This is a genomic window from Amycolatopsis sp. NBC_00348 (genome assembly GCF_036114655.1).
Lineage (GTDB): Bacteria > Actinomycetota > Actinomycetes > Mycobacteriales > Pseudonocardiaceae > Amycolatopsis.
The window spans coordinates 1,954,245-1,976,155 of the sequence record NZ_CP107994.1 but is presented as its reverse complement, the minus strand read 5'-3'; the positions used below and the strand labels follow the sequence as shown (position 1 = coordinate 1,976,155).

19 protein-coding genes are annotated in these 21,911 nt (G+C 70.6%); 8 read left to right on the top strand and 11 right to left on the bottom strand.

All coding sequences use genetic code 11. The annotated features are described in order from the left end of the window. Positions 1-57: 57 nt before the first annotated feature. Positions 58-651: a hypothetical protein gene (locus tag OHS58_RS08920; protein ID WP_328647851.1), complete on the top strand. Its 594-nt coding sequence runs from the start codon at positions 58-60 to the stop codon at positions 649-651. Positions 652-672: 21 nt separating this feature from the next. Beyond that, positions 673-1,545 carry a TauD/TfdA dioxygenase family protein gene (locus OHS58_RS08915; RefSeq protein ID WP_328647850.1) on the top strand — a complete coding sequence of 291 codons (873 nt, stop codon included), beginning with the start codon at positions 673-675 and terminating at the stop codon, positions 1,543-1,545. On the opposite strand, the gene OHS58_RS08910 is transcribed toward OHS58_RS08915, so the two are convergent. Beyond that, a complete protein-coding gene (locus OHS58_RS08910; RefSeq protein ID WP_328647849.1) occupies positions 1,535-2,068 on the bottom strand; it encodes a hypothetical protein in 534 nt (177 codons plus the stop codon). The two genes, OHS58_RS08915 and OHS58_RS08910, sit on opposite strands and share 11 nt — an antisense overlap. Before the next feature lie 166 nt (positions 2,069-2,234). On the opposite strand from OHS58_RS08910, the gene OHS58_RS08905 reads away from it, so the two are divergent. Further along, on the top strand, positions 2,235-2,795 hold the full coding sequence (locus tag OHS58_RS08905) for a TetR/AcrR family transcriptional regulator (RefSeq protein ID WP_247052475.1): 561 nt from the start codon (positions 2,235-2,237) through the stop codon (positions 2,793-2,795). A gap of 79 nt (positions 2,796-2,874) precedes the next feature. Continuing rightward, positions 2,875-3,894, top strand: a complete 1,020-nt coding sequence (locus OHS58_RS08900) for a medium chain dehydrogenase/reductase family protein (protein ID WP_328647848.1) — start codon at positions 2,875-2,877, stop codon at positions 3,892-3,894. Between the two features lie 85 nt (positions 3,895-3,979). Here the strand turns inward: OHS58_RS08900 and argG are convergent, their stop codons facing one another. Further along, positions 3,980-5,437: an argininosuccinate synthase gene (argG, locus tag OHS58_RS08895; protein WP_328647847.1), complete on the bottom strand. Its 1,458-nt coding sequence runs from the start codon at positions 5,435-5,437 to the stop codon at positions 3,980-3,982. Positions 5,438-5,528: 91 nt separating this feature from the next. Here argG and OHS58_RS08890 point away from each other — a divergent pair, with 91 nt between their 5' ends. Then, a complete protein-coding gene (locus tag OHS58_RS08890) occupies positions 5,529-6,392 on the top strand; it encodes an aminoglycoside phosphotransferase family protein (RefSeq protein WP_328647846.1) in 864 nt (287 codons plus the stop codon). A gap of 78 nt (positions 6,393-6,470) precedes the next feature. Here the strand turns inward: OHS58_RS08890 and glpD are convergent, their stop codons facing one another. Genes glpD through OHS58_RS08875 form a run of 3 tightly spaced genes read right to left on the bottom strand, consistent with a single transcriptional unit; the run spans position 6,471 to position 10,531 of the window. After that, the gene (glpD, locus tag OHS58_RS08885; RefSeq protein ID WP_328647845.1) at positions 6,471-8,174 is read right to left on the bottom strand and encodes a glycerol-3-phosphate dehydrogenase; all 1,704 of its coding nucleotides are present in this window, start codon (positions 8,172-8,174) and stop codon (positions 6,471-6,473) included. 7 nt (positions 8,175-8,181) lie between these two features. After that, entirely contained in the window at positions 8,182-9,699 is a 1,518-nt protein-coding gene (gene glpK / locus OHS58_RS08880) for a glycerol kinase GlpK (RefSeq protein WP_328647844.1), read from the bottom strand. A gap of 13 nt (positions 9,700-9,712) precedes the next feature. Further along, a complete protein-coding gene (locus tag OHS58_RS08875; RefSeq protein WP_328647843.1) occupies positions 9,713-10,531 on the bottom strand; it encodes an MIP/aquaporin family protein in 819 nt (272 codons plus the stop codon). A gap of 151 nt (positions 10,532-10,682) precedes the next feature. Between OHS58_RS08875 and OHS58_RS08870 the strand changes: the two genes are divergently transcribed. Both OHS58_RS08870 and glpK (OHS58_RS08865) read left to right on the top strand, forming a co-directional pair. Next, positions 10,683-11,435: an IclR family transcriptional regulator gene (locus OHS58_RS08870; RefSeq protein ID WP_247052482.1), complete on the top strand. Its 753-nt coding sequence runs from the start codon at positions 10,683-10,685 to the stop codon at positions 11,433-11,435. Between the two features lie 160 nt (positions 11,436-11,595). Continuing rightward, positions 11,596-13,545, top strand: a complete 1,950-nt coding sequence (glpK, locus tag OHS58_RS08865; protein WP_326950337.1) for a glycerol kinase GlpK — start codon at positions 11,596-11,598, stop codon at positions 13,543-13,545. Here the strand turns inward: glpK (OHS58_RS08865) and OHS58_RS08860 are convergent. Beyond that, on the bottom strand, positions 13,509-14,255 hold the full coding sequence (locus OHS58_RS08860; protein WP_328647842.1) for a class I SAM-dependent methyltransferase: 747 nt from the start codon (positions 14,253-14,255) through the stop codon (positions 13,509-13,511). The genes glpK (OHS58_RS08865) and OHS58_RS08860 overlap by 37 nt on opposite strands. A gap of 50 nt (positions 14,256-14,305) precedes the next feature. Beyond that, the gene (locus OHS58_RS08855; RefSeq protein WP_328647841.1) at positions 14,306-14,713 is read right to left on the bottom strand and encodes a YunG family protein; all 408 of its coding nucleotides are present in this window, start codon (positions 14,711-14,713) and stop codon (positions 14,306-14,308) included. Between the two features lie 247 nt (positions 14,714-14,960). On the opposite strand from OHS58_RS08855, the gene OHS58_RS08850 reads away from it, so the two are divergent. Further along, entirely contained in the window at positions 14,961-16,460 is a 1,500-nt protein-coding gene (locus OHS58_RS08850; protein ID WP_326950340.1) for a DUF1996 domain-containing protein, read from the top strand. 72 nt (positions 16,461-16,532) lie between these two features. Here OHS58_RS08850 and mmsB read toward each other — a convergent pair whose 3' ends face one another. From mmsB to araA, 4 genes are read right to left on the bottom strand one after another with little or no spacing between them, the layout of a single operon-like run. Next, positions 16,533-17,753 carry a multiple monosaccharide ABC transporter permease gene (mmsB, locus tag OHS58_RS08845; RefSeq protein WP_326950341.1) on the bottom strand — a complete coding sequence of 407 codons (1,221 nt, stop codon included), beginning with the start codon at positions 17,751-17,753 and terminating at the stop codon, positions 16,533-16,535. Continuing rightward, positions 17,750-19,270: a multiple monosaccharide ABC transporter ATP-binding protein gene (gene mmsA / locus OHS58_RS08840; RefSeq protein WP_326950342.1), complete on the bottom strand. Its 1,521-nt coding sequence runs from the start codon at positions 19,268-19,270 to the stop codon at positions 17,750-17,752. The genes mmsB and mmsA overlap by 4 nt, the downstream gene beginning before the upstream one ends. Then, entirely contained in the window at positions 19,267-20,373 is a 1,107-nt protein-coding gene (gene chvE, locus OHS58_RS08835; protein WP_328647840.1) for a multiple monosaccharide ABC transporter substrate-binding protein, read from the bottom strand. The genes mmsA and chvE overlap by 4 nt, the downstream gene beginning before the upstream one ends. Before the next feature lie 28 nt (positions 20,374-20,401). After that, a complete protein-coding gene (gene araA, locus OHS58_RS08830; RefSeq protein ID WP_326952737.1) occupies positions 20,402-21,910 on the bottom strand; it encodes an L-arabinose isomerase in 1,509 nt (502 codons plus the stop codon). Position 21,911: the final 1 nt, after the last annotated feature.

Here is a 21,911-nt window from a genome sequence, read left to right as displayed (position 1 = left end):
CTGCTGCTCGGCGACTCCCACGCGGGCCCGATCGGCCGCGCGGCGCGGGCGGCCGGGTTGCCGTTCCTGGGCGGCCCGATCGGCGCCGGCCGCGAGTTCACCGACCGCTTCTTCACCGCGCGCGACGCCGACGTCGAGTTCCATCGGCCCGAAGCCGAGAAGCACTACCGCGGCTTCCTCGGCGAACTCGGCGTCGCCGGGCTCGGCGAGCTGGGCGTCCCGCTGGTGACGACGTTCGGGTTCGCCGCGCACTTCTTGGCCACCAAGGAGAACTGGCACCTCTACCGGACCGGCGACGGCTTCCCGCCGGGGTTCCTGGGCAGCGCGCTGTTCGACGCGATCGTCCTCGCGACGGTCCGGGACGCGCTCGCCTTCTACCGCCACGCGCGCGACCTCGGCGTGCGGGTGATCGCCGTGCTGCCGCCGCAGCGGGTGCCCGGCCAGTCGGACGCCGCGGTGTTCCTGGCCGCGCAGGAGACCGTCCGCCGCGCGGTCGCGGGCCTCGGCGTCGAGGTGGCCGACCTGCGCGGGAGGATCACCGGCACGAGCGGGTTCCAGCGGCCCGAGCTGTGCGAAGCGGACGACGAAATCCACGGAAACCTGGCCTGGGGACGGATCGTCCTGGCCGAACTGCTCGATCTGGGACTCTGAGACCCGGGAGGAAAGGAAACCATGGAGCAGTACGAACTCGACGCCGTCAAGGCGATCACGACGCGCCCGGCGCGGGAGTACCGGACGCTGGCGGTGCGGGGGCTGACCCCCGTGATCGGGGCCGAGGTCACCGGCCTCGACCTCGGGACGGAGCTGACCGACGAGCAGCTCGCCGAGCTGAAGACCGCGTTCCTGGACCACCACGTGCTGGTGTTCCGCGACCAGGTCATCACCGCCGAGGACCACAAGCGGCTGGCCGCGAGCTTCGGCGAGCTGCGCCCGGTGAACCCGCCGCCGGAGCACGGCGACCCGTACATCCTCGAGGTCGCGACCAGCCCCGAGGCGGCGAACGTGTTCGGCAACGGCTGGCACGCCGACGGCACCGCGGACGCCGAGCCGTCACTCGGTTCGATGCTGCACATCACGGAGATCCCGGAGCCCGGCAGCGGCGGCGACACGCTCTTCGCCAACATGTACCTGGCCTACGACATGCTGTCGCCGACGATGAAGTCGCTGCTGGACGGGCTCACCGCGGTCCACGACGGCGCGCTCGCCTTCCGCGGCCACCCGATCCCGCCGGGCTACGAGCCGCCGTGCAGCGAGCACCCGCTGGTCGTGCGGCACCCGGAGACCGACCGCAAGCTGCTCTACGTCAACCCGGCCTACACCTCGCACATCCCGCAGCTGTCGGCCGACGAGAGCCGCGCGGTGCTCGACATGCTGTTCGCGCTCGTGCCGAACCGGCCGATGCTGGCCTGCCGGGTGCGCTGGGAGCCGAACACGCTGGTGTTCTGGGACAACCGCTGCGCCCAGCACCACGCGGTGTACGACTACTTCCCGCACACCCGCTACGGGCAGCGCATCGCGATCAACGGCGGCCCGCTCAAGGGGTGAGGCTCGCCCGGAGCCCGTCGGCCAGCCGCTGCCGGGCTCCGGGACCGCCCGCGAGCACGCACGCCCGCACGAACGCGGCCGGGTAGGTCGCGGCGTAGGCCGTGACGTCTTCGACGGCGAACGCGGCGGCCAGCGCGGCCGCGTTCGCCGCCGCGTTGGCGTCGGCGTGCGCTGTCACGTTGGCGTCGGTGTTCGTCGCGGCGTAGGTCTCGCCGTACTCGGTGGCCTCGGCTTCGCTGTAGCCGTGGGCCAGGGCGAACCCGCCGGCCGCCGCGGCCGCCGTCGTATACGCGTCGTCGTAGGGGTACGCGCGGCGATAGACGTCACGCAGCGCGGGTTTCAGGGTCGCGCGCCAGATCTCCGCCGGCACCGGCGTCCCGCGCAGGTGGAGCGCGGCGACGTCGGCGTGCCCCAGCAGCGGCCAGACCGTGTGCCCGTACCAGTGGTGGACGACGGCGAGGCCGCCGTCGAGGAGTTCGCCCACCACCCGCTCCGGCCAGGCCGCCGGCCCCGCTGTGTCCACAGTAGACACTCGGTCAGGCCCGCCGCGGTTCCGGGACGGTCGCGCTCCCGTCAGTGGTCCTCATGACCTCGATCCTGCCGTGCCCGCGGACGCGTCGCACTCCGCGTCGCTGTGTTCCCGGGCACCCGGCTTGCCTGCCGAGAAGAGTGAGTGTACAGTCACTCACATGACGAAGCGCGGTGCCACCCTCTCCACCTCGGACGCCCGGCGGGACGCCGTGGTCGACGCGGCCATCGCCGAGTTCGCGCGGAGCGGGTTCCACAGCACGCCGATCAGCACGGTGGCGACCCGAGCGGCCATCTCCCCCGCCTACGTGTTCAAGTTGTTCCCCGGCAAGGTTTCCCTGTTCGTGGCGGCGCTCGACCGGTGTTACGAGCAGGTCGTGCACGCGCTCTCGAACGGCGCCGCCCGCGCCGGGGACGCCGAGCCGGAAGCCGTCCTGTACGAGATGGGCGGCGCCTACGCCGAACTGATCGCCGACCGGAACCTGCTGATGCTGCAGGTGCACGCCCAGTCGGCCACGGACACCCCGGAGATCGCCGACGCCGTGCGCCGCGGCCTCGCCAAGGTGACCGAGTTCGCGCGCTCCCGCTCGGGCGCGCCGGACGAGCAGGTCCAGCGGTTCATCGCCTACGGCCAGCTCTGCCACCTCATCACGACCCTCGATCTGGACGAGCACCCCGGCGACTGGGCGGCCGTCCTGTCCGCCGGCATCCGCCACCACTGAATCCCTCCCCACCTGGGGAGTTTCCGCACAACCCAAGAGTGATTGACCAGTCACGCACCACCCTCGAAAGGACAGTCCCATGACCACGACCACCGAAATCGTCCTCCCCGGCCTCGTCGAGCCGGACGGCCTGCGCGTCACCACCCGCGAACTGCCGGCGCCGGGCCCGGGCCAGGCGCTCCTGCGCGTCGAGGCCAGCGGGATCTCGTTCGCCGAGCAGCAGATGCGGCGCGGCAAGTACTACGACCAGCCGTCGTTCCCGTTCGTGCCCGGCTACGACGTCGTCGGCACGGTGCTCGAAGCGCCCGACCCGGCGCTCGTCGGCCGCCGGGTGGCCGCCATGACCAAGATCGGCGGCTGGAGCAGCCACCTCGTCGTGGACGCGGCCGACCTCGTGCCGGTGCCGGCCGGGCTGGACGCGGCCGACGCCGAGACGTTCGTGGTCAACGGGATCACGGCCTGGCAGATGCTGCACCGCAAGGCCCGCGTCCGGCCGGGCGGCACGATCCTGGTCCACGGCGCCAGCGGCGGCGTCGGCACCACGCTGGTCCAGCTCGCCCGCGCCGCCGGGATCCACGTGATCGGGACGGCGTCCGCCCGCAACGCCGACGTCGTGACCGCACTGGGCGCCACGGCCCTCGACTACCGCGGCGACGTCCCGGCCCAGGTCCGCGCGCTGGCGCCCGGCGGCGTCGACGCCGTCTTCGACCACGTCGGCGGCCCCGGCATCGTGGACTCGTTCCGCCTGCTGGCCCCGGGCGGCACGCTGGTGGCGTACGGCAGCGCGTCGACGAAGGACACGGGCGGCAACCCGCGCCCGGCGGTGCTCAAGCTGGTCGGCCGCCTGCTGTGGTGGAACGCCCTGCCGAACCGCCGCCGCACCCACTTCTACAACGTCTGGGGCGGCAAGCGAAACCTCCCGAAGTTCCGCGCGCGCCTGGCGGAGGACCTCACGGCGGTGTTCGACCTGGCGGCGACGGGTGCCGTGAAGGCCCAGGTGGCGGCGAGGTTCCCGCTGACGGACGTCGCGAAGGCACTGACCCTCGCGGAGTCGGGCACGGTCACGGGCAAGGTCGTCCTCGTGCCGTCGAGTGAGTGACCAGTCACGCATCTCGCGGACGAAAAGAGACCCGACCGATGCGGCCGGGTCTCTTCTCTCGCCAGCAGGTCAGTAGGTCAGCAGGTCAGTCGGTGCCGGACTCCATGGCGGCCTGGTCCAGCAGCTCGTCGCCGCCCGAGGCCTTGCCGCGGGAGGCGATCACCTCGGCGCCACCCTCGGCCATCGCGCCGATCAGGCCCGTCGAGGCCGCCTGGGCGGCGCCGATCAGCTTCGGGTGGGTGTGCGCCGTGCCGCCGACCATGCCGAGGCTGGCGTACTGCTCCAGCTTGGCGCGCGAGTCGGCGATGTCGAGGTTGCGCATGGTCAGCTGGCCGATGCGGTCCACCGGGCCGAACGCCGAGTCCGTGGTCCGCTCCATCGAGAGCTTGTCGGGGTGGTAGCTGAACGCCGGGCCCGTCGTGTCGACGATCGAGTAGTCCTCGCCGCGGCGCAGGCGCAGCGTCACCTCGCCGGTGATCGCGGTGCCGACCCAGCGCTGCAGCGACTCGCGCAGCATCATCGCCTGCGGGTCGAGCCAGCGGCCTTCGTACATCAGCCGGCCGAGGCGGCGGCCCTCGTTGTGGTAGCTGGCGACGGTGTCCTCGTTGTGGACGGCGTTGACCAGCCGCTCGTAGGCGGCGTGCAGCAGCGCCATGCCCGGCGCCTCGTAGATGCCGCGGCTCTTGGCCTCGATGATCCGGTTCTCGATCTGGTCGGACATGCCCAGGCCGTGCCGGCCGCCGATGGCGTTGGCCTCCAGCACCAGGTCGACGGCGGAGGCGAACTCCTTGCCGTTGATCGTCACCGGCCGGCCCTGCTCGAAGCCGATCGTGACGTCTTCGGCCGCGATCTCGACCTCGGGGTCCCAGAACTTCACGCCCATGATGGGCTGGACGATCTCGAGACCGGTGTCGAGGTGCTCCAGCGACTTCGCTTCGTGGGTCGCGCCCCAGATGTTGGCGTCGGTCGAGTACGCCTTCTCCGTGCTGTCGCGGTAGGGCAGGTCGTGCGCCAGCAGCCACTCCGACATCTCCTTGCGGCCACCGAGCTCGGTGACGAAGGCGGCGTCCAGCCACGGCTTGTAGATCCGCAGGGAGGGGTTGGCGAGCAGGCCGTAGCGGTAGAACCGCTCGATGTCGTTGCCCTTGAAGGTGGAGCCGTCGCCCCAGATCTGGACGTCGTCCTCGAGCATGGCCCGCACCAGCAGGGTGCCGGTGACGGCACGCCCCAGCGGGGTGGTGTTGAAGTAGCTGCGGCCGCCGGAGCGGATGTGGAACGCGCCGCACGTCAGCGCCGCGAGCCCCTCTTCGACGAGGGCTTCCCGGCAGTCGACCAGCCGCGCGACCTCCGCGCCGTAGGCGTGGGCCCGCCCGGGCACCGACCCGATGTCGGGCTCGTCGGCCTGGCCGATGTCGGCGGTGTAGGTGCAGGGGACAGCGCCTTTGTCGCGCATCCACGCGACGGCCACGGAAGTGTCGAGGCCACCGGAGAAGGCGATACCGACACGTTCGCCGACGGGCAGGGAAGTGAGCACCTTGGACATGCGAATGATTATGCACGGCGATGCATCATCGTGCAATTCGGGGTCACGGAAACCCGTTGACCCCGGCCTGACCTGCTGATTCGGTAGCGGCATGCACCCCGACGAGCCCACGATCAGCACCGCCCTCGTCCGGCGTCTCGTGCGCACGCAGTTCCCCCAGTGGGCCGCACTCCCGGTCACGCCGCTCGCGTCGGGCGGCACGGTCAACGCCGTCCACCGCCTCGGTGACGACTTCACCGTCCGCCTCCCCCGGACCGCCGGGGGCGCCGCGGACGTCGCGAAGGAGAAGCGGCTGCCGGCGACGCTCGACGGCCTGCCGGTGGCGGTCCCGGTCGTCGCCGGGATCGGCGAACCCGGCGAGGGCTACCCGTGGCCGTGGGCGGTGCATCGGTGGCTCGACGGCGAGCCCGCGATCGAAGGGCACCCTTTCGCCCCGGAGGCGCTGGCGGAGTTCGTCCTAGCCCTGCGGACGACGAAGGCCGACGGTCCCCCGGCCTACCGCGGGGGTCCCTTGGCGCTCCTCGACCACGCGACCCGCAACGCCGTCGGGGCCTTGCGCCACACCGACGAGCCGTTCGACGCCTCAGCCGCCCTCACGGTGTGGTCCGAGGCCCTGGAAGCACCCTCCGACACGAACTGCTGGGTCCATGGTGATCTCATGCCGAGCAACCTGCTGGTCCACAATGGACACCTCACGGCCGTCCTCGACTGGGCCACCGCGGGCCTCGGCGACCCGGCCTGCGACCTGATCCCGGCGTGGAACCTGCTCACCGAGGCCACACGCCCGGCCTTCCGCGACGCCGTCGGCGCCGACGACGCGGCCTGGGCGCGCGGCCGCGGCCGCGCGCTGTCGATGGCCGTGATCCAGCTCCCCTACTACCGCCACACGAACGCCGTCATCTCCGCCAACGCCCGCTACGTCCTCGCCGAACTCGGCTGCGGTCCAAAGCCGTGAAGGCCTCCTTACCGGCCATAAGAGCCGGTAAGGAGGCCTTCACGGCTTCCGGGGCTTGCGGGGGTGCAGGGGTGCAGGTCAGCTCGGGAGGAGGGCCGGGGCCGTGAGGCGGCTGGCGTTCGCCGCCTCGTCGTCCGGTGCTTCCTGCGCCGTGCGCTCCGCCTCGACGCGGGCGAGGTAGTTCGTCACCTCGCGGGACTGGCGATGCGTGTCCCAACCCAGCAGCGGGGCCATCAGCTCCGCGACCCACGGGGCCGCCGTGACGCCGCGGTCCCGTTCCTCGATGGAGATCCGCGTGCGGCGGGTGAGGACGTCCTCCAGGTGCAGCGCGCCCTCGTGCGAGACCGCGTACACCACCTCCGCCTTCAGGTACTCGGACGCGCCCGGCAGCGGCGCGCCCAGCTCCGGGCGCTCCGCGATCGACGTCAGGACGTCCTCGATCGCCGAGCCGTACCGCCCCAGCAGGTGCTCGATCCGCGCCACCGGCAGGCCCGCCCGCGACGCCAGCGCGAACCGGCCGTCCCACAGCTCGTGGTAGCCCGCCGCGCCGACGATCGGCAGCCGGTCGGTCCACGACGGCGGCGTCGGGCGGCCGACCTCCTCGACCGCGACGTCGACCGCGTCCGCGGCCATCACCCGGTACGTCGTGTACTTGCCGCCGGCCACGATCACCAGGCCCGGCACCGGGTGCGCCACCGCGTGCTCCCGCGACAGCTTCGTCGTCGCGGCCGCCTTCGCCGCCAGCAGCGGGCGAAGACCGGCGTAGACGCCTTCGATGTCCTCGTGCGTGACCGGCGTGCGCAGCACGGCGTTGAGGTGCTCCAGCACGTAGTCGACGTCCGCGCGGCTCGCCGCCGGGTGCTCGCGGTCGAGGTCCCACTCGGTGTCGGTGGTGCCGACGAGCCAGTGCTTGCCCCACGGGATCACGAACAGCACGCTCTTCTCGGTCCGCAGGATCAACCCGGTGTCGAGGTCGATCTTCTCCCGCGGCACCACGAGGTGGACGCCCTTCGACGCGCGCACGGTGAACGGCGCGGGGATCCCGGCCGCCTCGGACATGTCGTCGCTCCACACGCCGGTGGCGGCGATGACGGTACGAGCGCGCACCTCGATCTCGGCGCCGCTCTCGCGGTCCACGACCTTCGCGCCGACGACCCGCTCGCCGTCACGCAGCAACGACGTCACCCGCGCCCGTGTCAGCACCGAAGCGCCCTGCTCGGCGGCGGTCCGCGCGATGGTCATCGTGTGGCGCGCGTCGTCGACTTGGGCGTCGTAGTACTGGATCGCGCCGACCAGCGCGTCGTCGGCCAGGGCCGGCGCCACCTTGAACGCACCGCGCTTGGACAGGTGCCGGTGCCGCGGCAGCGCGCGGGCCCCGCCGAGCGTGTCGTACAGCGTGACGCCGGCGCCGATGTAGCCGCGCTCCCACACCCGGTGCGTCAGCGGCACCAGGAACTTCACCGGCCGGACCAGGTGCGGCGCCAGGGTCTGCAGCAGCAGGCCGCGTTCCTTGAGCGCCTCGCGCACCAGCTTGAAGTCCAGCTGCTCCAGGTAACGCAGCCCGCCGTGGATCAGCTTGGACGACCGGCTGGACGTCCCGGCGGCGAAGTCCCGCGCCTCGACGAGCGCGACGGACAGCCCGCGCGACGCCGCGTCGAGCGCGACACCCGCGCCGGTCACGCCCCCGCCGACGACGAGCACGTCGACCTCTTCGCGGGCCAGCTTGCGCAGCGTTTCCGCGCGGTACACCGGGGAAAGCGGTGTCGTGGTGTTCCTCTTCATCTTGTCCTCACTCCACATCTACCCAGTCGAGCGTCCGGCCGACGGCCTTCTGCCAGCCCGCGTAGCCCTCCGCGCGCTGGTCGTCCGTCCACGACGGCTCCCAGCGCTTGTCCTCGTTCCAGTTCTGCTCCAGCTCGTCGGCCGACCGCCAGAAGCCGACGGCCAGCCCGGCCGCGTAGGCGGCGCCGAGCGCGGTGGTCTCGGCGACGACCGGCTTCGACACCGGCACGCCGAGGATGTCCGCCTGCAGCTGCATGCACAGCTCGTTCGCGGTGACGCCACCGTCCACTCGCAACACGTCGAGCGTGACGCCGGAGTCGTTCTGCATCGCGTCGACGACATCGCGGGTCTGGTAGCAGATCGCTTCCAGCGTCGCCCGGGCGATGTGCGCGTTGGTCGTCGCGCGGGTCAGGCCGACGATCGCGCCGCGCGCGTCCGAACGCCAGTACGGCGCGAAGAGCCCGGAGAACGCCGGGACGAAGTAGACGCCGCCGTTGTCCTCGACCTGGCGGGCCAGGCTTTCGCTCTGCGCCGCGCCGCTGATGATGCCCAGCTGGTCGCGCAGCCACTGCACGGCCGAGCCGGTGACGGCGATCGAGCCCTCCAGCGCGTACACCGGCTTCTCGTCGCCGAACTGGTAGCACAGCGTCGTGAGCAGGCCGTGCTTCGAGCGGACCAGCTCGTGCCCGGTGTTGAGCAGCAGGAAGTTGCCGGTGCCGTAGGTGTTCTTGGCCTCGCCGGGCCGGAAGCAGACCTGCCCGACGGTGGCCGCCTGCTGGTCGCCGAGCACGCCGGCGATCGGGACCTCGCCGCCGAACGGGCCGTCCGCGCGGGTCGTGCCGAAGAAACCCGGGTTCGACGACGGCCGGATCTTCGGCAGCATCCGGCGCGGGACGTCGAAGAACGACAGCAGTTCGTCGTCCCAGTCGAGGGTTTCGAGGTCCATCAGCATGGTGCGCGACGCGTTGGTCGGGTCGGTGACGTGGACGCCGCCGTCCGGGCCGCCGGTGAGGTTCCAGATGAGCCACGAGTCGGTGGTGCCGAAGAGCGCGTCACCCGCTTCGGCGGCTTCGCGGACGCCGTCGACGTTTTCGAGGATCCACTGCAGCTTGCCGCCGGAGAAGTACGTCGCGGGCGGGAGGCCGGCCTTGCGGCGGATGACGTCGCCCTTGCCGGAGCGTTCCAGCGCCGAGGCGATCCGGTCGGTGCGGGTGTCCTGCCAGACGATGGCGTGGCCGTAGGGGCGGCCGGTGCTGCGGTTCCACACGACGGTGGTCTCGCGCTGGTTGGTGATGCCGAGCGAGGCCAGGTCGCCCGCGGTGAGGTTGGCCTTGTTGAGCGCGGTGGCGATGACCGAGCGGGTGCGTTCCCAGATCTCGGTGGCGTCGTGCTCGACCCAGCCGGGCTTGGGCAGGATCTGCTCGTGCTCCAGCTGGTGGCGGGCGATCTCGTTGCCGCCGTGGTCGAAGATCATGAAGCGGGTGCTGGTGGTGCCCTGGTCTACGGCGCCGACGAAGTCAGGCATGGTGTTCCCCTTCTCAGGCAGCGGGCTCGAGGTCCTTGGCAGACACGGTGTCGAACTGGTCCGTCGGGAGGAACCGCTCGATCAGGTACTTGTAGATCGCGCCGCCGATGACCGCGCCGATCACCGGTGCCACGATCGGGATCCACCAATAGGGGAAGCCGTACTGATCGGTGAACGCCGTGTCGTAGCCGGTGAGCCAGGACGCGAGCCGCGGGCCGAAGTCGCGGGCGGGGTTGATCGCGTAGCCGGCGTCGGTGCCCCAGGCCATCCCGATGGCCACGACCAGCAAGCCGATGACGACCGGGGCCAGGTTCGCGCCGGGCGAGGTGTTGCGCAGGTCGGTGATGGCGAAGATGACCAGGGCTAGGATCGCGGTGCCGATGATCTGGTCGCGGAAGGCGCCCCAGTCACCCACCGGGAGCGTGCCGTTGCCCGGCAGGGTGGAGAACACGCCCTGGGTCTTGATCGTCAGGCCGGGGTCCTTGGCGTTCAGGACCTCGGTGTAGTTCCAGCGCACCAGCATGGCGGCGACGAACGCGCCGGCGGTCTGCGCGAGGGCGTAGGGGGCGACCTTGCGCCAGGAGAACCCCTTGAACACGGCGAGGGCGACGGTGATGGCCGGGTTGAGGTGCGCGCCACTCACCCTTGAAGCGACGTAGACACCGAGCGTGACGCCGATGCCCCACGCCCAGGCGATGCTGTCGTGGTCCCCGATGCCCGCGGCGGCGACCTGCGCCACCACCCCGCACCCGAACAGGATGAGGATCATCGTCCCCACGAACTCCGCGGCCATTTCGCCGCCGAGTCCACGGGCCTTGAGGTTTCGCACCATTGCTTCCTCCACAAAGGACCAGTTCCCCCTGGTTCGTCCAGCCAAGCCCGCCCGTCACAGCGGGTCAACGGAGGCCGGTCGGCATTGTCGAACGGGCGAAGACGATGTTCGACATTGTCGAATCGGGGCCGGTCGGGCTAGGGTCGCTGGCGTGCCGGGTCCGATCCAGTCCATCGAGCGCGCGGCCGCGATCCTGCGGCTGCTGGCGCGGGGCTCGGGCCGTCTCGGCGTCGGCGAGATCGCCGAATCCCTCGAGCTGGCGAAGGGCACGGCGCACGGCATCCTGCGGACGCTGCAGGGTGTCGGGTTCGTCGAGCAGGACCGCGACACGGGCAAGTACCAGCTCGGCGCCACGCTGCTGCACCTGGGCACGAGCTACCTGGACGTCAACGAGCTGCGCTCCCGCGCGATCAACTGGGCCGACGCGCTGGCGTCCCGCAGCGGCGAGGCGGTCCGGATCGGCGCGCCGCTGGAGGGCCGGGTCCTGGTCGTGCACCACGTGTTCCGCCCGGACGACAGCCTGCAGACCCTGGACGTCGGCACGCTGCTGCCGCTGCACGCGACGTCGCTCGGCAAGGTGCTGCTGGCCTACGACACGACGCTGAAGGCCACCACGGAGGCGTACACGCGCCGCACGCTGGTCACCCAGACGGCGATCAAGCGCGAGTGCGCGAAGGTCCGCGAGGCGGGCTGGGCGGCGGAGAACGGCGAGATGATCTCGGACGAGGCGGGCATCGCCGCCCCGATCCGCGGCCACGGCGGCATCGTGGTCGGCGCGATCGGCGTGTCGGGAGCGGCGGACCGCATCTGCGAGCCCGACGGCAGCCCCGCCCCCCGCTTGCTGGGCCACGTCCGCGACGCGGCCCGCGCGGTGTCCCGCGACCTGGGCGCGTCCCGATGGTGACCCGGCCACCGCGCCGTGACGGCGCCCGGGACCGCCACGCCCCACACGCCCCGCCGAAAGCCGTGAAGGCCCCCTTACCGGCTCTTACCGCCGGTAAGGGGGCCTTCACGGCTTTACCGGCGGGCCCGCGCGGCCACTCGATCGTGAAGGAGGTGCGTCCGTGGTCCAGCGGTACGTGATGTCCATCGACCAGGGCACCACCTCCACCCGGTGCATCCTGTTCGACGCCCGCGGCCGGCTCGTGTCGGTCGTGCAGCGGGAGCACCAGCAGCACTTCCCCCGGCCCGGCTGGGTCGAGCACGACGCCACCGAGATCTGGCGCAACGTGTCCCGGATCGTCCCGCAGGCCCTCGCCGACGCCGGAGCGACCGCGGACCAGGTCGTCGGCCTGGGCATCGCCAACCAGCGCGAGACCACCGTCGTGTGGGACCGGCGCACCGGCAACCCCGTCGGGCGGGCGATCGTCTGGCAGGACACCCGCACCGACGCGATGCTCGACCAGCTCGCCCGCGAGCCCGGCGCGGACCGCGTCCGGCAGCTGTGCGGCCTCCCCCTGGCCACCTACTTCTCGGCGCCCCGCATCCGCTGGCTCCTGGACCGCACCCCCGGCCTGCGCGAGCGCGCCGAGCGCGGCGACGTCCTCTTCGGCACCATCGAGAGCTGGCTGATCTGGAACCTCACCGGCGGCGCCGAGGGCGGCGTGCACGTCACCGACGTCACCAACGCCTCGCGCACCATGCTGATGAACCTGCGCACGCTGAACTGGGACGTCGAGCTGCTCGACTTCTTCGACGTCCCGCGCGCGATGCTGCCGGAGATCCGCTCCTCGACCGAGGTGTACGGCACCACCAGCCGCGTCGTGCCCGGCATCCGGATCGCCGCCGCGCTCGGCGACCAGCAGGCCGCGCTGTTCGGCCAGACCTGCTTCGCGCCCGGCGAGGCGAAGTGCACCTACGGCACGGGAAGCTTCCTGCTGCTCAACACCGGCCCGACGCCGGTGCTGTCCACCCACGGCATGCTCACGACCGTCGGCTTCAAGATCGGCGACGAGCCCGCCGTGTACGCGCTGGAAGGCTCGATCGCCGTCACCGGGTCGCTGGTGCAGTGGTTCCGCGACGGCCTCGAGCTGATCGGCAGCGCGCCGGAGATCGAGACCCTGGCCCGGACGGTCGAGGACAACGGCGGCTGCTACATCGTCCCCGCCTTCTCCGGGCTCTTCGCGCCGCACTGGCACAGCGAGGCGCGTGGCGTGATCGCCGGGCTGACGTCGTACATCACCAAGGGCCACCTCGCGCGGGCGGTGCTGGAGGCCACCGGCTGGCAGACCCGCGAGGTCGTCGACGCGATGAACGCCGACTCCGGCCTGGCGCTGAAGACGCTCAAGGTCGACGGCGGGATGACCGCGGACAACCTGCTCATGCAGTTCGTCGCCGACGTCCTCGACGTCCCGGTCGTCCGGCCGATGGTGGCCGAGACGGTGTCGCTCGGCGCGGCCTACGCGGCGGGCCTGTCGGTCGGGTACTGGCCGGACCTGGAGGGCCTGCGGCGCAACTGGCACCGGGCCGGGCAGTGGCTGCCGGCGATGGACCCGGCGCGGCGCACCACCGAGTACGGGCACTGGCGCCAGGCCGTCGAGCTGACGTTCGGCTGGATGCGCCCCGGCCCGGCCGCCGTCGCGCCCGGCTCGGACCTGGTCGAGGTCCTGCTGGCCGACCACCGCCGGTTCGAGCAGCTGTTCCGCGACCTGCGCAACACCGAGGCCGACCGCCCGGCCCTGGTCGCCGAGCTGGCGGCACTGCTGGTCGCCCACGCGACGGCGACCGAGCGCATCGTCCGCCCGGAAGCACCCGGCGAGCTGTTCGCCGACGACCTCCTGGCCGCCCTCGACCCCGACGACGTCGAGAAGGCGTTGCAGCGCCTGGAGAACCTCGTCGACACCCACGTCCGCGGCGAAGAACGCGGGCTGCTGAACGACCTGCGCGCCACGATGTCCACATCGGACCGGACGGCACTGGGCCGGGCGTTCGCCGCGGAACGCCACCGCCAGCTGGACCTGGGCAGCGGCGACCCGGCCTACATCCGCGACCTGGGCGACCGCCTGCGGCTCTGACCTGCCTCCAAGACGAAGAACAGGAAGGTCGGGAAGGTGTCCAGGATCGGGAAGTCGTCGGGATACACCTCCCGCGCCTCCGGCGTGGGGTGCGGCTCGTGGATGACGGAGATCCTGAAACCGGCCTCGGTGAAGGCGTCAGTCATCGCGTGCAGTGGCTTGTTCCAGAACGTCATCCTGCAGGGCCGGCCCTGCAGCACGAACTCGTCGGTCCAGGTGTAGCGCTCGAAGTAGTCGGGCCGGGGACCTTCCGCGCGGTGCGTGAGGTTGACCATCATCGGGTGGTTGACCGACGCGATGAGCCGCCCGCCGGTGCGCAGCACGCGGTGCAGCTCGGCCAGCGTCGGCTTCCAGTCCTCCAGGTAGTGCAGCACCAGGGACGCCATGACGTCGTCGAACGCGGCGTCGGGGAAGGGCAGCGGGTCGGCCAGGTCGGCGACGCGCAGGTCCGCGTCGCCACCGAGCCGTTGCCGCGCCTGCTCGACCATCCCGGCGCTCTGGTCGAAGCCGGACACGACGGCACCCCGGTCGCGCAACGCCACGAACAGCGGGCCCGAGCCGCAGCCGGCGTCGAGGATCCGCCGTCCGGCCACGTCGCCGGCGAGAGCCAGGGCCGCGGGTCGTTCGTAGTAGGCGTTCATGAGGCTGGTCTCGTTCTCGGCCGTGTAGGCCTCGGCGAAACCGTCGTATTCACTCGTTTCCCGAGCCATGCGGCCCATCGTGGCACGACTCGTTCAGAAGTGGCCGCGGATCGCCGCCGTCAGGCCGGGATTCCCTCCGGTACCGAGCTGCCCAGCCGAGCGCGCACGCGGGCCGCGAAGAGGTCGTAGCGCGTGGCCATCCGGGCGGTGGGACGGCGGATCGGCTCGTGCTCGGACACCGGGCCGAACTCCTCGCCGTCGCGGAACTGTTCGCGGGTGAGGTCGAGTTCCAGGCCGCTGGGCAGGCGGTTCCAGTAGTGCAGGCCGGCGCGCTCGCCGTCGCGCCGGAACACCTCCGAGCAGAGCAGGACGCCGCCGAGGAGTTCCGCCACGGCCATCGCGGTGACGCCGCAGTGCCCGCCCGCGGGGTTCGCCGCGTCCCACGTGTCCGACGGATCGCACGTCCGCTCGTCCCAGCACAGCCGGAACACGACCTCCAGCTCGGTCAACGACCACACAGCAGTCATCCGTCCTCCGGCTCGCGTCACCTCAACAGTAGCGACCGAACCCAAGGTAACGAAACGATAACGGCGGAATCGCGGTTTGAACCACCCCCGACTTCTGGCCGTTTCAGCCAATGCCGGAACCAGTGACACCGGACGCGGTCCCCGACAACCGCGTGCGGTGCCACTCCCCCGGGTTCCGCGCGTTCTCCCAGCCGGGCACGCAGCTTTCTTCGCCGTGCCCGGAAAACCTAACGAGGTGAACAACTCCATGTCCCGATCCCCCGCCACGGGCCGGCACCGCGTCTCCCGCAGAACGAAGATCGCCACCGGCGGTCTCGCTCTCGCGATCGCCGTCGGCGGCATCGTCGTCGCGACCACCGCCGGCAAGACCGGTGAAGCCAGCGCCGACCCCGCCGACCCGTCGTTCTTCCTGGACATCGCGAAGGTCCCCGCCGGCAACTTCGTGAACAAGGCGCTGCAGCAGAAAGGCGCGCGCGGCACGTTCACGGTGAACTGCGGCCGCAACGAAAACGGCCACTTCAACCCCGACAACTTCATCGCCCAGCCGGGCGTGCGCAACGGTGCCCAGCACCTGCACGACTACGTCGGCAACCTGTCCACCAACGCCGACTCGAACAACAAGAGCCTGTCGAAGGCCGGTACCACCTGCAAGAACGGCGACAAGTCCGCCTACTACTGGCCGGTCGTGCGCATCGACACCGGTGAGGACGAGGAAGCCGAGGCGAACCCGCCGGCCAGCGTGCCGGCGAGCGATCGCGCCGGTGCGGCCAAGGACAACGCGTCCACGCAGGTCGACTGCCCGGACGTCGCGAGCCAGCTGCCCGAAGACGTCCCCGACCAGGCGATGGACGAGGTCAACAACAACCTCACCCAGATCGACCAGCAGATCGACGAGGCGAACAAGCGGATCGCCAAGGGCGACCTCAAGACGCCGCAGGACGTCCAGAACGCCGTCGTCGGCCCGCTCAAGGACAAGCGGACCGCGGTGCTGAACCGGATCGCCACGGCGATCGGGCGCAACGCGGCCAAGCCGACGAACCTCGGCGGGCTCGCCGCGTGCGCGCTCAAGCAGGGCGGTCAGGGCGGTCTCGACAACGGCGGCCAGGCCAGCAACGGCGACAAGAACGCGTCGGCCGGCCAGAAGCAGCAGAAGCAGACCGACGGCGCGGCCGCGGAACTGCCCGGTGTGAACGACCAGAACGAGGTCGCCGGCAACGACGGCGAGATCCAGCGCGTCCAGTCCGCGACCATCACGTTCACCAGCGGTGGCGCGCGGAAGGTCGTCGCGATGCCGCAGTTCCTGCGGATCCTCTACGGGGACGCGAAGCAGAGCACCAACGGCCCGGCCAACGCCAAGCCGAGCTGGACCTGCACCGGGTTCGAGGACCGGCTGACCGACCACTACCCGATCTGCCCGGCCAACAGCAAGGTCGAGCGGATCCACGCCTTCCCGAACTGCTGGGACGGCAAGAACATCGACAGCACGAACCACCGCACGCACATCGTGTTCGCCGACCAGCAGGGCAAGTGCCCGCAGGGCTTCAAGAACGTGCCGCAGCTGGTGATCAAGCTCGTCTACAACATCCCGCACGACATCCAGGTCAAGGGTCAGTACAAAGTGGACGCTTTCCCGCAGGAGAGCCACAACCCCCGCTCGGACCACGACGACTTCGCCAACGTCATGGGCCAGTGCCTGATGAACCAGGTCGTCAAGTGCATCAACAGCGGCCACCGCTGCTCGCAGTAGCAGGCTGAAAAGCCGTGAAGGCCTCCTTACCGGCCATAAGAGCCGGTAAGGAGGCCTTCACGGCTTTCGGGGCTACGAGGCCGCGCGGCGCTTCGTCCAGATGTCGTAGGCCACCGCGGCCAGCAGGACGACGCCCTTCACCAGCATCACCCGCTCGCTCGGCGCGCCGATCAGGGACATGCCGTTGTTGATGACCGCCATGATCAGGCCGCCGGTGATCGCGCCGACCACCTTGCCGACGCCGCCCTGCACCGCCGCGCCGCCGATGAACGCCGCCGCGATCGCGTCCAGCTCGAAGTTGACGCCCGCCGTCGGGCCCGCCTGGTTGAGGCGGCCGGCGAAGATGATCCCGGCCAGCGCCGCCAGCACGCCCATGTTGACGAAGATCCAGAACGTCACCGACTTGACCTTGACGCCCGAGAGCGTCGCGGCCTGCAGGTTGCCACCGATGGCGTAGATGTGCCGGCCGAACACCGACTTGCCTGCCACCAGCGAGTAGCCGAGCACCAGCGCCGCCAGCAGGATCAGCACCCACGGCAGGTTCTTGAACCGGGCCAGCTGCACCACCAGCGCGAGCACGATCACCGCGACACCGGCGATCTTCAGCACGAAGATCGCGAACGGGTCGACGTCCTGGCCGTACCCCAGCCGGGCCGAGCGCTTGCGCCACTGGGTGAACGCGATCCCGGCGACGGCCGCGACCCCGGCGAGCAGCGACACCAGGTCGGCGCCGCCGAGCGGGCCGAGGGCGATGTTGCCCAGGTAGCCGTCGGTGAAGCCGTTCGACAACGTGCGGATCGCGTCCGGGAACGGGCCGATGCCCTGGTTGCCCAGCACCGTCAGGGTCAGCGCGCGGAACACGAGCATCCCCGCCAGCGTCACGATGAACGCCGGGATCCCGAAGTAGGCGACCCAGTAGCCCTGCCAGGCGCCGATCACGGCGCCGACGACGAGCGTGATCAGCACCGCGAGGAACCACGGCAGGTGCCAGTTCACCATCAGCACCGCCGACACCGCGCCGGTCATCGCGACCGCCGACCCGGCCGACAGGTCGATGTGCCCGGAGATGATCACCAGGATCATCCCGATCGCGAGGATCAGCACGTAGGAGTTCTGCACGATGATGTTGGAGATGTTCTGCGGCTCCAGCAGCGCACCACCGGTGAGCACCTCGAACAGCACCACGATCAGCGCGAACGCGACGTAGATGCCGCTCTGGCGCGGGTTGATCGAGATCCGCCGGGCGGAGTGCTCGACCGGGGGCGCGTCGGGCCGCGCTTCGGTCGTGGTCATTCCCGTTCCTTCGTCATGTAGTGCATGAGCAGTTCCTGGGTGGCTTGTTCACGGGTCGCCTGGCCGGTGATCCGCCCGGCCGACAGCGCGTAGATCCGGTCGCAGAGCCCGAGCAGCTCCGGCAGCTCGGAGGAGATGACCAGCACGGCCTTCCCCTGCGCGGCCAGTTCGTTGATGATCGAGTAGATCTCGAACTTCGCGCCGACGTCGATGCCGCGGGTCGGCTCGTCGAGGATCAGCACGTCCGGGTCGGTGAAGATCCACTTGGCCAGCACGACCTTCTGCTGGTTGCCGCCGGAGAGCTTCCCGGTCACGCTCTGCACGGTCGGCGCCTTGATCCGCAGGTCCCGGCGGAACCCGTTGGCCGTGTCGTGCTCGGCGTGCTCGTTGACCCAGCCCCGCTTGGCCAGCTTGCCCAGCCCCGCCGCGGACACGTTGCGCTGGACGTCCTCGATGAGGTTGAGCCCGTAGCGCTTGCGGTCCTCGGTGGCGTAGGCGATGCCGTGGCGGACGGCGTCGCGCACCGTCCGGACGTCGATCTCCTCGCCGTGCTTGAACACCCGCCCCGAGATGTCCTTGCCGTACGAGCGGCCGAACACGCTCATCGCGAGCTCGGTGCGTCCGGCGCCCATCAGCCCGGCCAGCCCGACGACCTCGCCGCGGCGCAGGCTGAGGTTCGCGTGGTCGACGACCACCCGGCCCGCCTGCGTCGGGCTGTGCACCGTCCAGTCCTCGATCCGCAGCACCTCGTCGCCGATGTCCGGCTCCCGGGGCGGGAACCGGTGCTCGAGATCGCGCCCGACCATGCCGGTGATGATGCGTTCCTCGGTCAGGCCGGCCGCGTCGAGGGTGTCGATGGTGCGCCCGTCCCGCAGGATCGTGACGGTGTCGGCGATCGCGGTCACCTCGCCGAGCTTGTGCGAGATGATCACGCACGTGACGCCGTCGGCCCGCAGTTCGCGCAGCAGCTCCAGCAAGTGCGCCGAATCCTCGTCGTTGAGCGCCGCGGTCGGCTCGTCGAGGATCAGCAACCGGACCTCTTTGGACAGTGCCTTGGCGATCTCGACGAGCTGCTGCTTGCCGACGCCGAGGTCCCGCACCGGCGTCACGGGGGCCTCCACGAGGCCGACGCGCTTCAGGAGCGCGTCGGCCTCGTGGTTGGTGCGGTTCCAGTCGATCCAGCCCCGCTTGTTCCGTTCGTTGCCGAGAAAGATGTTCTCCGCGATCGAAAGCTGCCCGCACAGCGCGAGCTCCTGGTGGATGATCACGATTCCGCGCCGCTCACTGTCACGCACCGAACCGAACTCACACCGCTGCCCGTCGAAGTGGATCTCGCCGTCGTACGTCCCGTGCGGGTAGACGCCGGAAAGCACCTTCATCAAGGTGGACTTCCCGGCACCGTTCTCCCCGCAGATCGCGTGGATCTCGCCGCTGTTCACCGACAGCGTGACGTCCGACAGCGCCTTCACCCCGGGGAAGGTCTTGGTGATCCCGCGCATGCCGAGCAGTTCGGTCATTTCAGCTGACCTGCCGTGTAGTAGCCGGAGTCGACGAGCTCCTTCTGGTAGTTCGCCTTGTCCACGGTCACCGGCTGCAGCAGGAACGACGGCACGACCTTCTTGCCGTTGTCGTAGTCGGTGGTGTTGTTGACCTCGGGCTTGCCGCCCTTGAGCGCGGCGTCGGCCATCTTCACCGTGGTGTCGGCGAGGATGCGGGTGTCCTTGAAGATCGTCGAGTACTGCTCGCCGGCGATGATGGACTTGACCGACGCGACCTCGGCGTCCTGCCCGGTGACCACCGGGTACGGCTGGCCGGCGGAGCCGTAGCCGTTGCTCTTCAGCGCCGAGAGGATGCCGATCGACAGGCCGTCGTACGGCGAGAGGACACCGGAAACCTTGGCGCCGCCGGTGTAGGTCGAGGTGAGCAGGTTCTCCATGCGCTGCTGCGCGGTGGCCGGGTCCCAGCGCAGGATCGCCGCGCGGGCGAAGTCGGTCTGGCCGCTCTTGACGACGAGCTTGCCGCTGTCGATCAGCGGCTTGAGCACGGACATCGCGCCGTTGAAGAAGAACGTCGCGTTGTTGTCGTCGGGCGAGCCGGCGAACAGTTCGACGTTGAACGGACCGGCGCCGGTACCGAGGCCCTTGACCAGCGAGTTCGCCTGGTCGACGCCGACCTTGAAGTTGTCGAAGGTGGCGTAGTAGTCGACGTTCGGCGAGTTGCGGATCAGCCGGTCGTAGGCGATCACCGGGATCTTCTTGTCGGCGGCCTCCTGCAGCTGCGTGGTGATCGCGGTGCCGTCGATCGAGGCGATGACCAGGAGCTTCGCGCCCTTGGTGATCTGGTTCTCGATCTGGTTGACCTGCGTCGGGATGTCGTTCTCGGCGTACTGCAGGTCGACCTTGTAGCCGAGCTTCTCCAGCGCGGCCTTGATGTTGTCACCGTCGTGGATCCAGCGTTCCGACGACTTGGTCGGCATGGTGACGCCGACCAGGCTGCCCGCCGCGCCACCGGCACTGGCGGCCGGTGCCTGGTCGGCGGTCTTCTGGCTCGAACCGCACGCCGAGAGCGTGAGCACGAGCCCCGCGGCGGCGATCCCCGCCATTGTTCTGGTGAACTTCATTGTTCCTCTTCCTTTCTCAGAAGCCTTTTCAGAAGCCTTGAGCCAGCCGGTAGTACGCCTGGTTCCAGCGAATGCGGTCCGCGAAGCCGTGCGGAGTGGTGTCCTTGTCGATCACGAGCAGCTCGACGCCGAGCAGGTTCGCGAAGTCGCGCAGCGTCTCGGTGCCCACGGCCTGGGTGAGCACGGTGTGGTGCGGGCCGCCCGCGGTGATCCACGACTCCGCGGACGTCGCCAGGGTCGGCGCGGGCTGCCACACGGCCCGCGCGACCGGCAGGTTCGGCAGCGGCTCGTCGGGCGGGACGACGTCGATCTCGTTGGCCACCAGGCGGAACCGGTCGCCGACGTCGACCAGGCCGAGGGTGACGCCGGGCCCGGGGGCGGCGTCGAACACCAGCCGGACCGGGTCTTCGCGGCCGCCGATGCCGAGCGGGTGGATCTCGCACGACGGCGTCGCCGCGGCGATGCTGGGACAGACTTCCAGCATGTGCGCGCCGAGGATCTTCGGCGTGCCCGGCCCGAAGTGGTAGGTGTAGTCCTCCATGAACGACGTCCCGCGCCCGGTGCCGGTGCCCATCGCCTTGACCGCGGCGAGCAGCGCGGACGTCTTCCAGTCGCCTTCGCCGCCGAAGCCGTAACCGTCGGCCATCAGCCGCTGGACCGCCAGGCCCGGCAGCTGCCGGAGGCCGCCGAGGTCCTCGAAGTTCGTCGTGAACGCGCCGAACCCGCCGTCGTCGAGGAACTTCCGCAGCCCGGCCTCGATCTTCGCCGCGTAGCGCAGCGACTCGTGCCGCGCTCCCCCGGCGGCCAGCTCCGGTACGATGGCGTAGTCCTCGGCGTACCGCTCCAGCAGATCGTCCACCGTGTCCTTTTCGGACACGTCGTCGACCAGCTCGACCAGGTCGTTGACGCCGTAGGTGTTGACCGAGACGCCGAACCGCAGCTCGGCCTCGACCTTGTCCCCCTCGGTGACCGCGACGTCGCGCATGTTGTCGCCGAAGCGGGCCAGGCGCAGGTTCCGCAGGTGAGCGGCGCCGATCGCGGCGCGCGCCCACGCGTCGATCCGGGCCACGACGACCGGGTCGGTGACGTGCCCGGCCACGGTCTTGCGCGGGATGCCGAGCCGCGTCTGGACGTACCCGAACTCGCGGTCGCCGTGCGCGGCCTGGTTGAGGTTCATGAAGTCCATGTCGATCGTGGACCACGGGAGCGCCTCGTTGAGCTGGGTGTGCAGGTGCAGCAACGGCTTGCGCAGCGCGTCCAGCCCGGTGATCCACATCTTCGCCGGCGAGAACGTGTGCATCCAGGCGATCACGCCGACGCACGCGGCGTCGGCGTTGGCCTCCTGCAGCACCCGGCGGATCGAGGAAGCCTCGGTCAGCACCGGCTTGCCGACGATCTCGGCCGGTAGCCCGCCGGCGCCCGCCAGGAGCTGCTGGATGCGCAGGGACTGGCCGGCGACCTGCTCGAGGGTCTCCTCGCCGTAGAGGGCCTGGCTCCCGGTCAGGAACCAGAGCTGCGGTTTGGCCGCGGAAGTCATC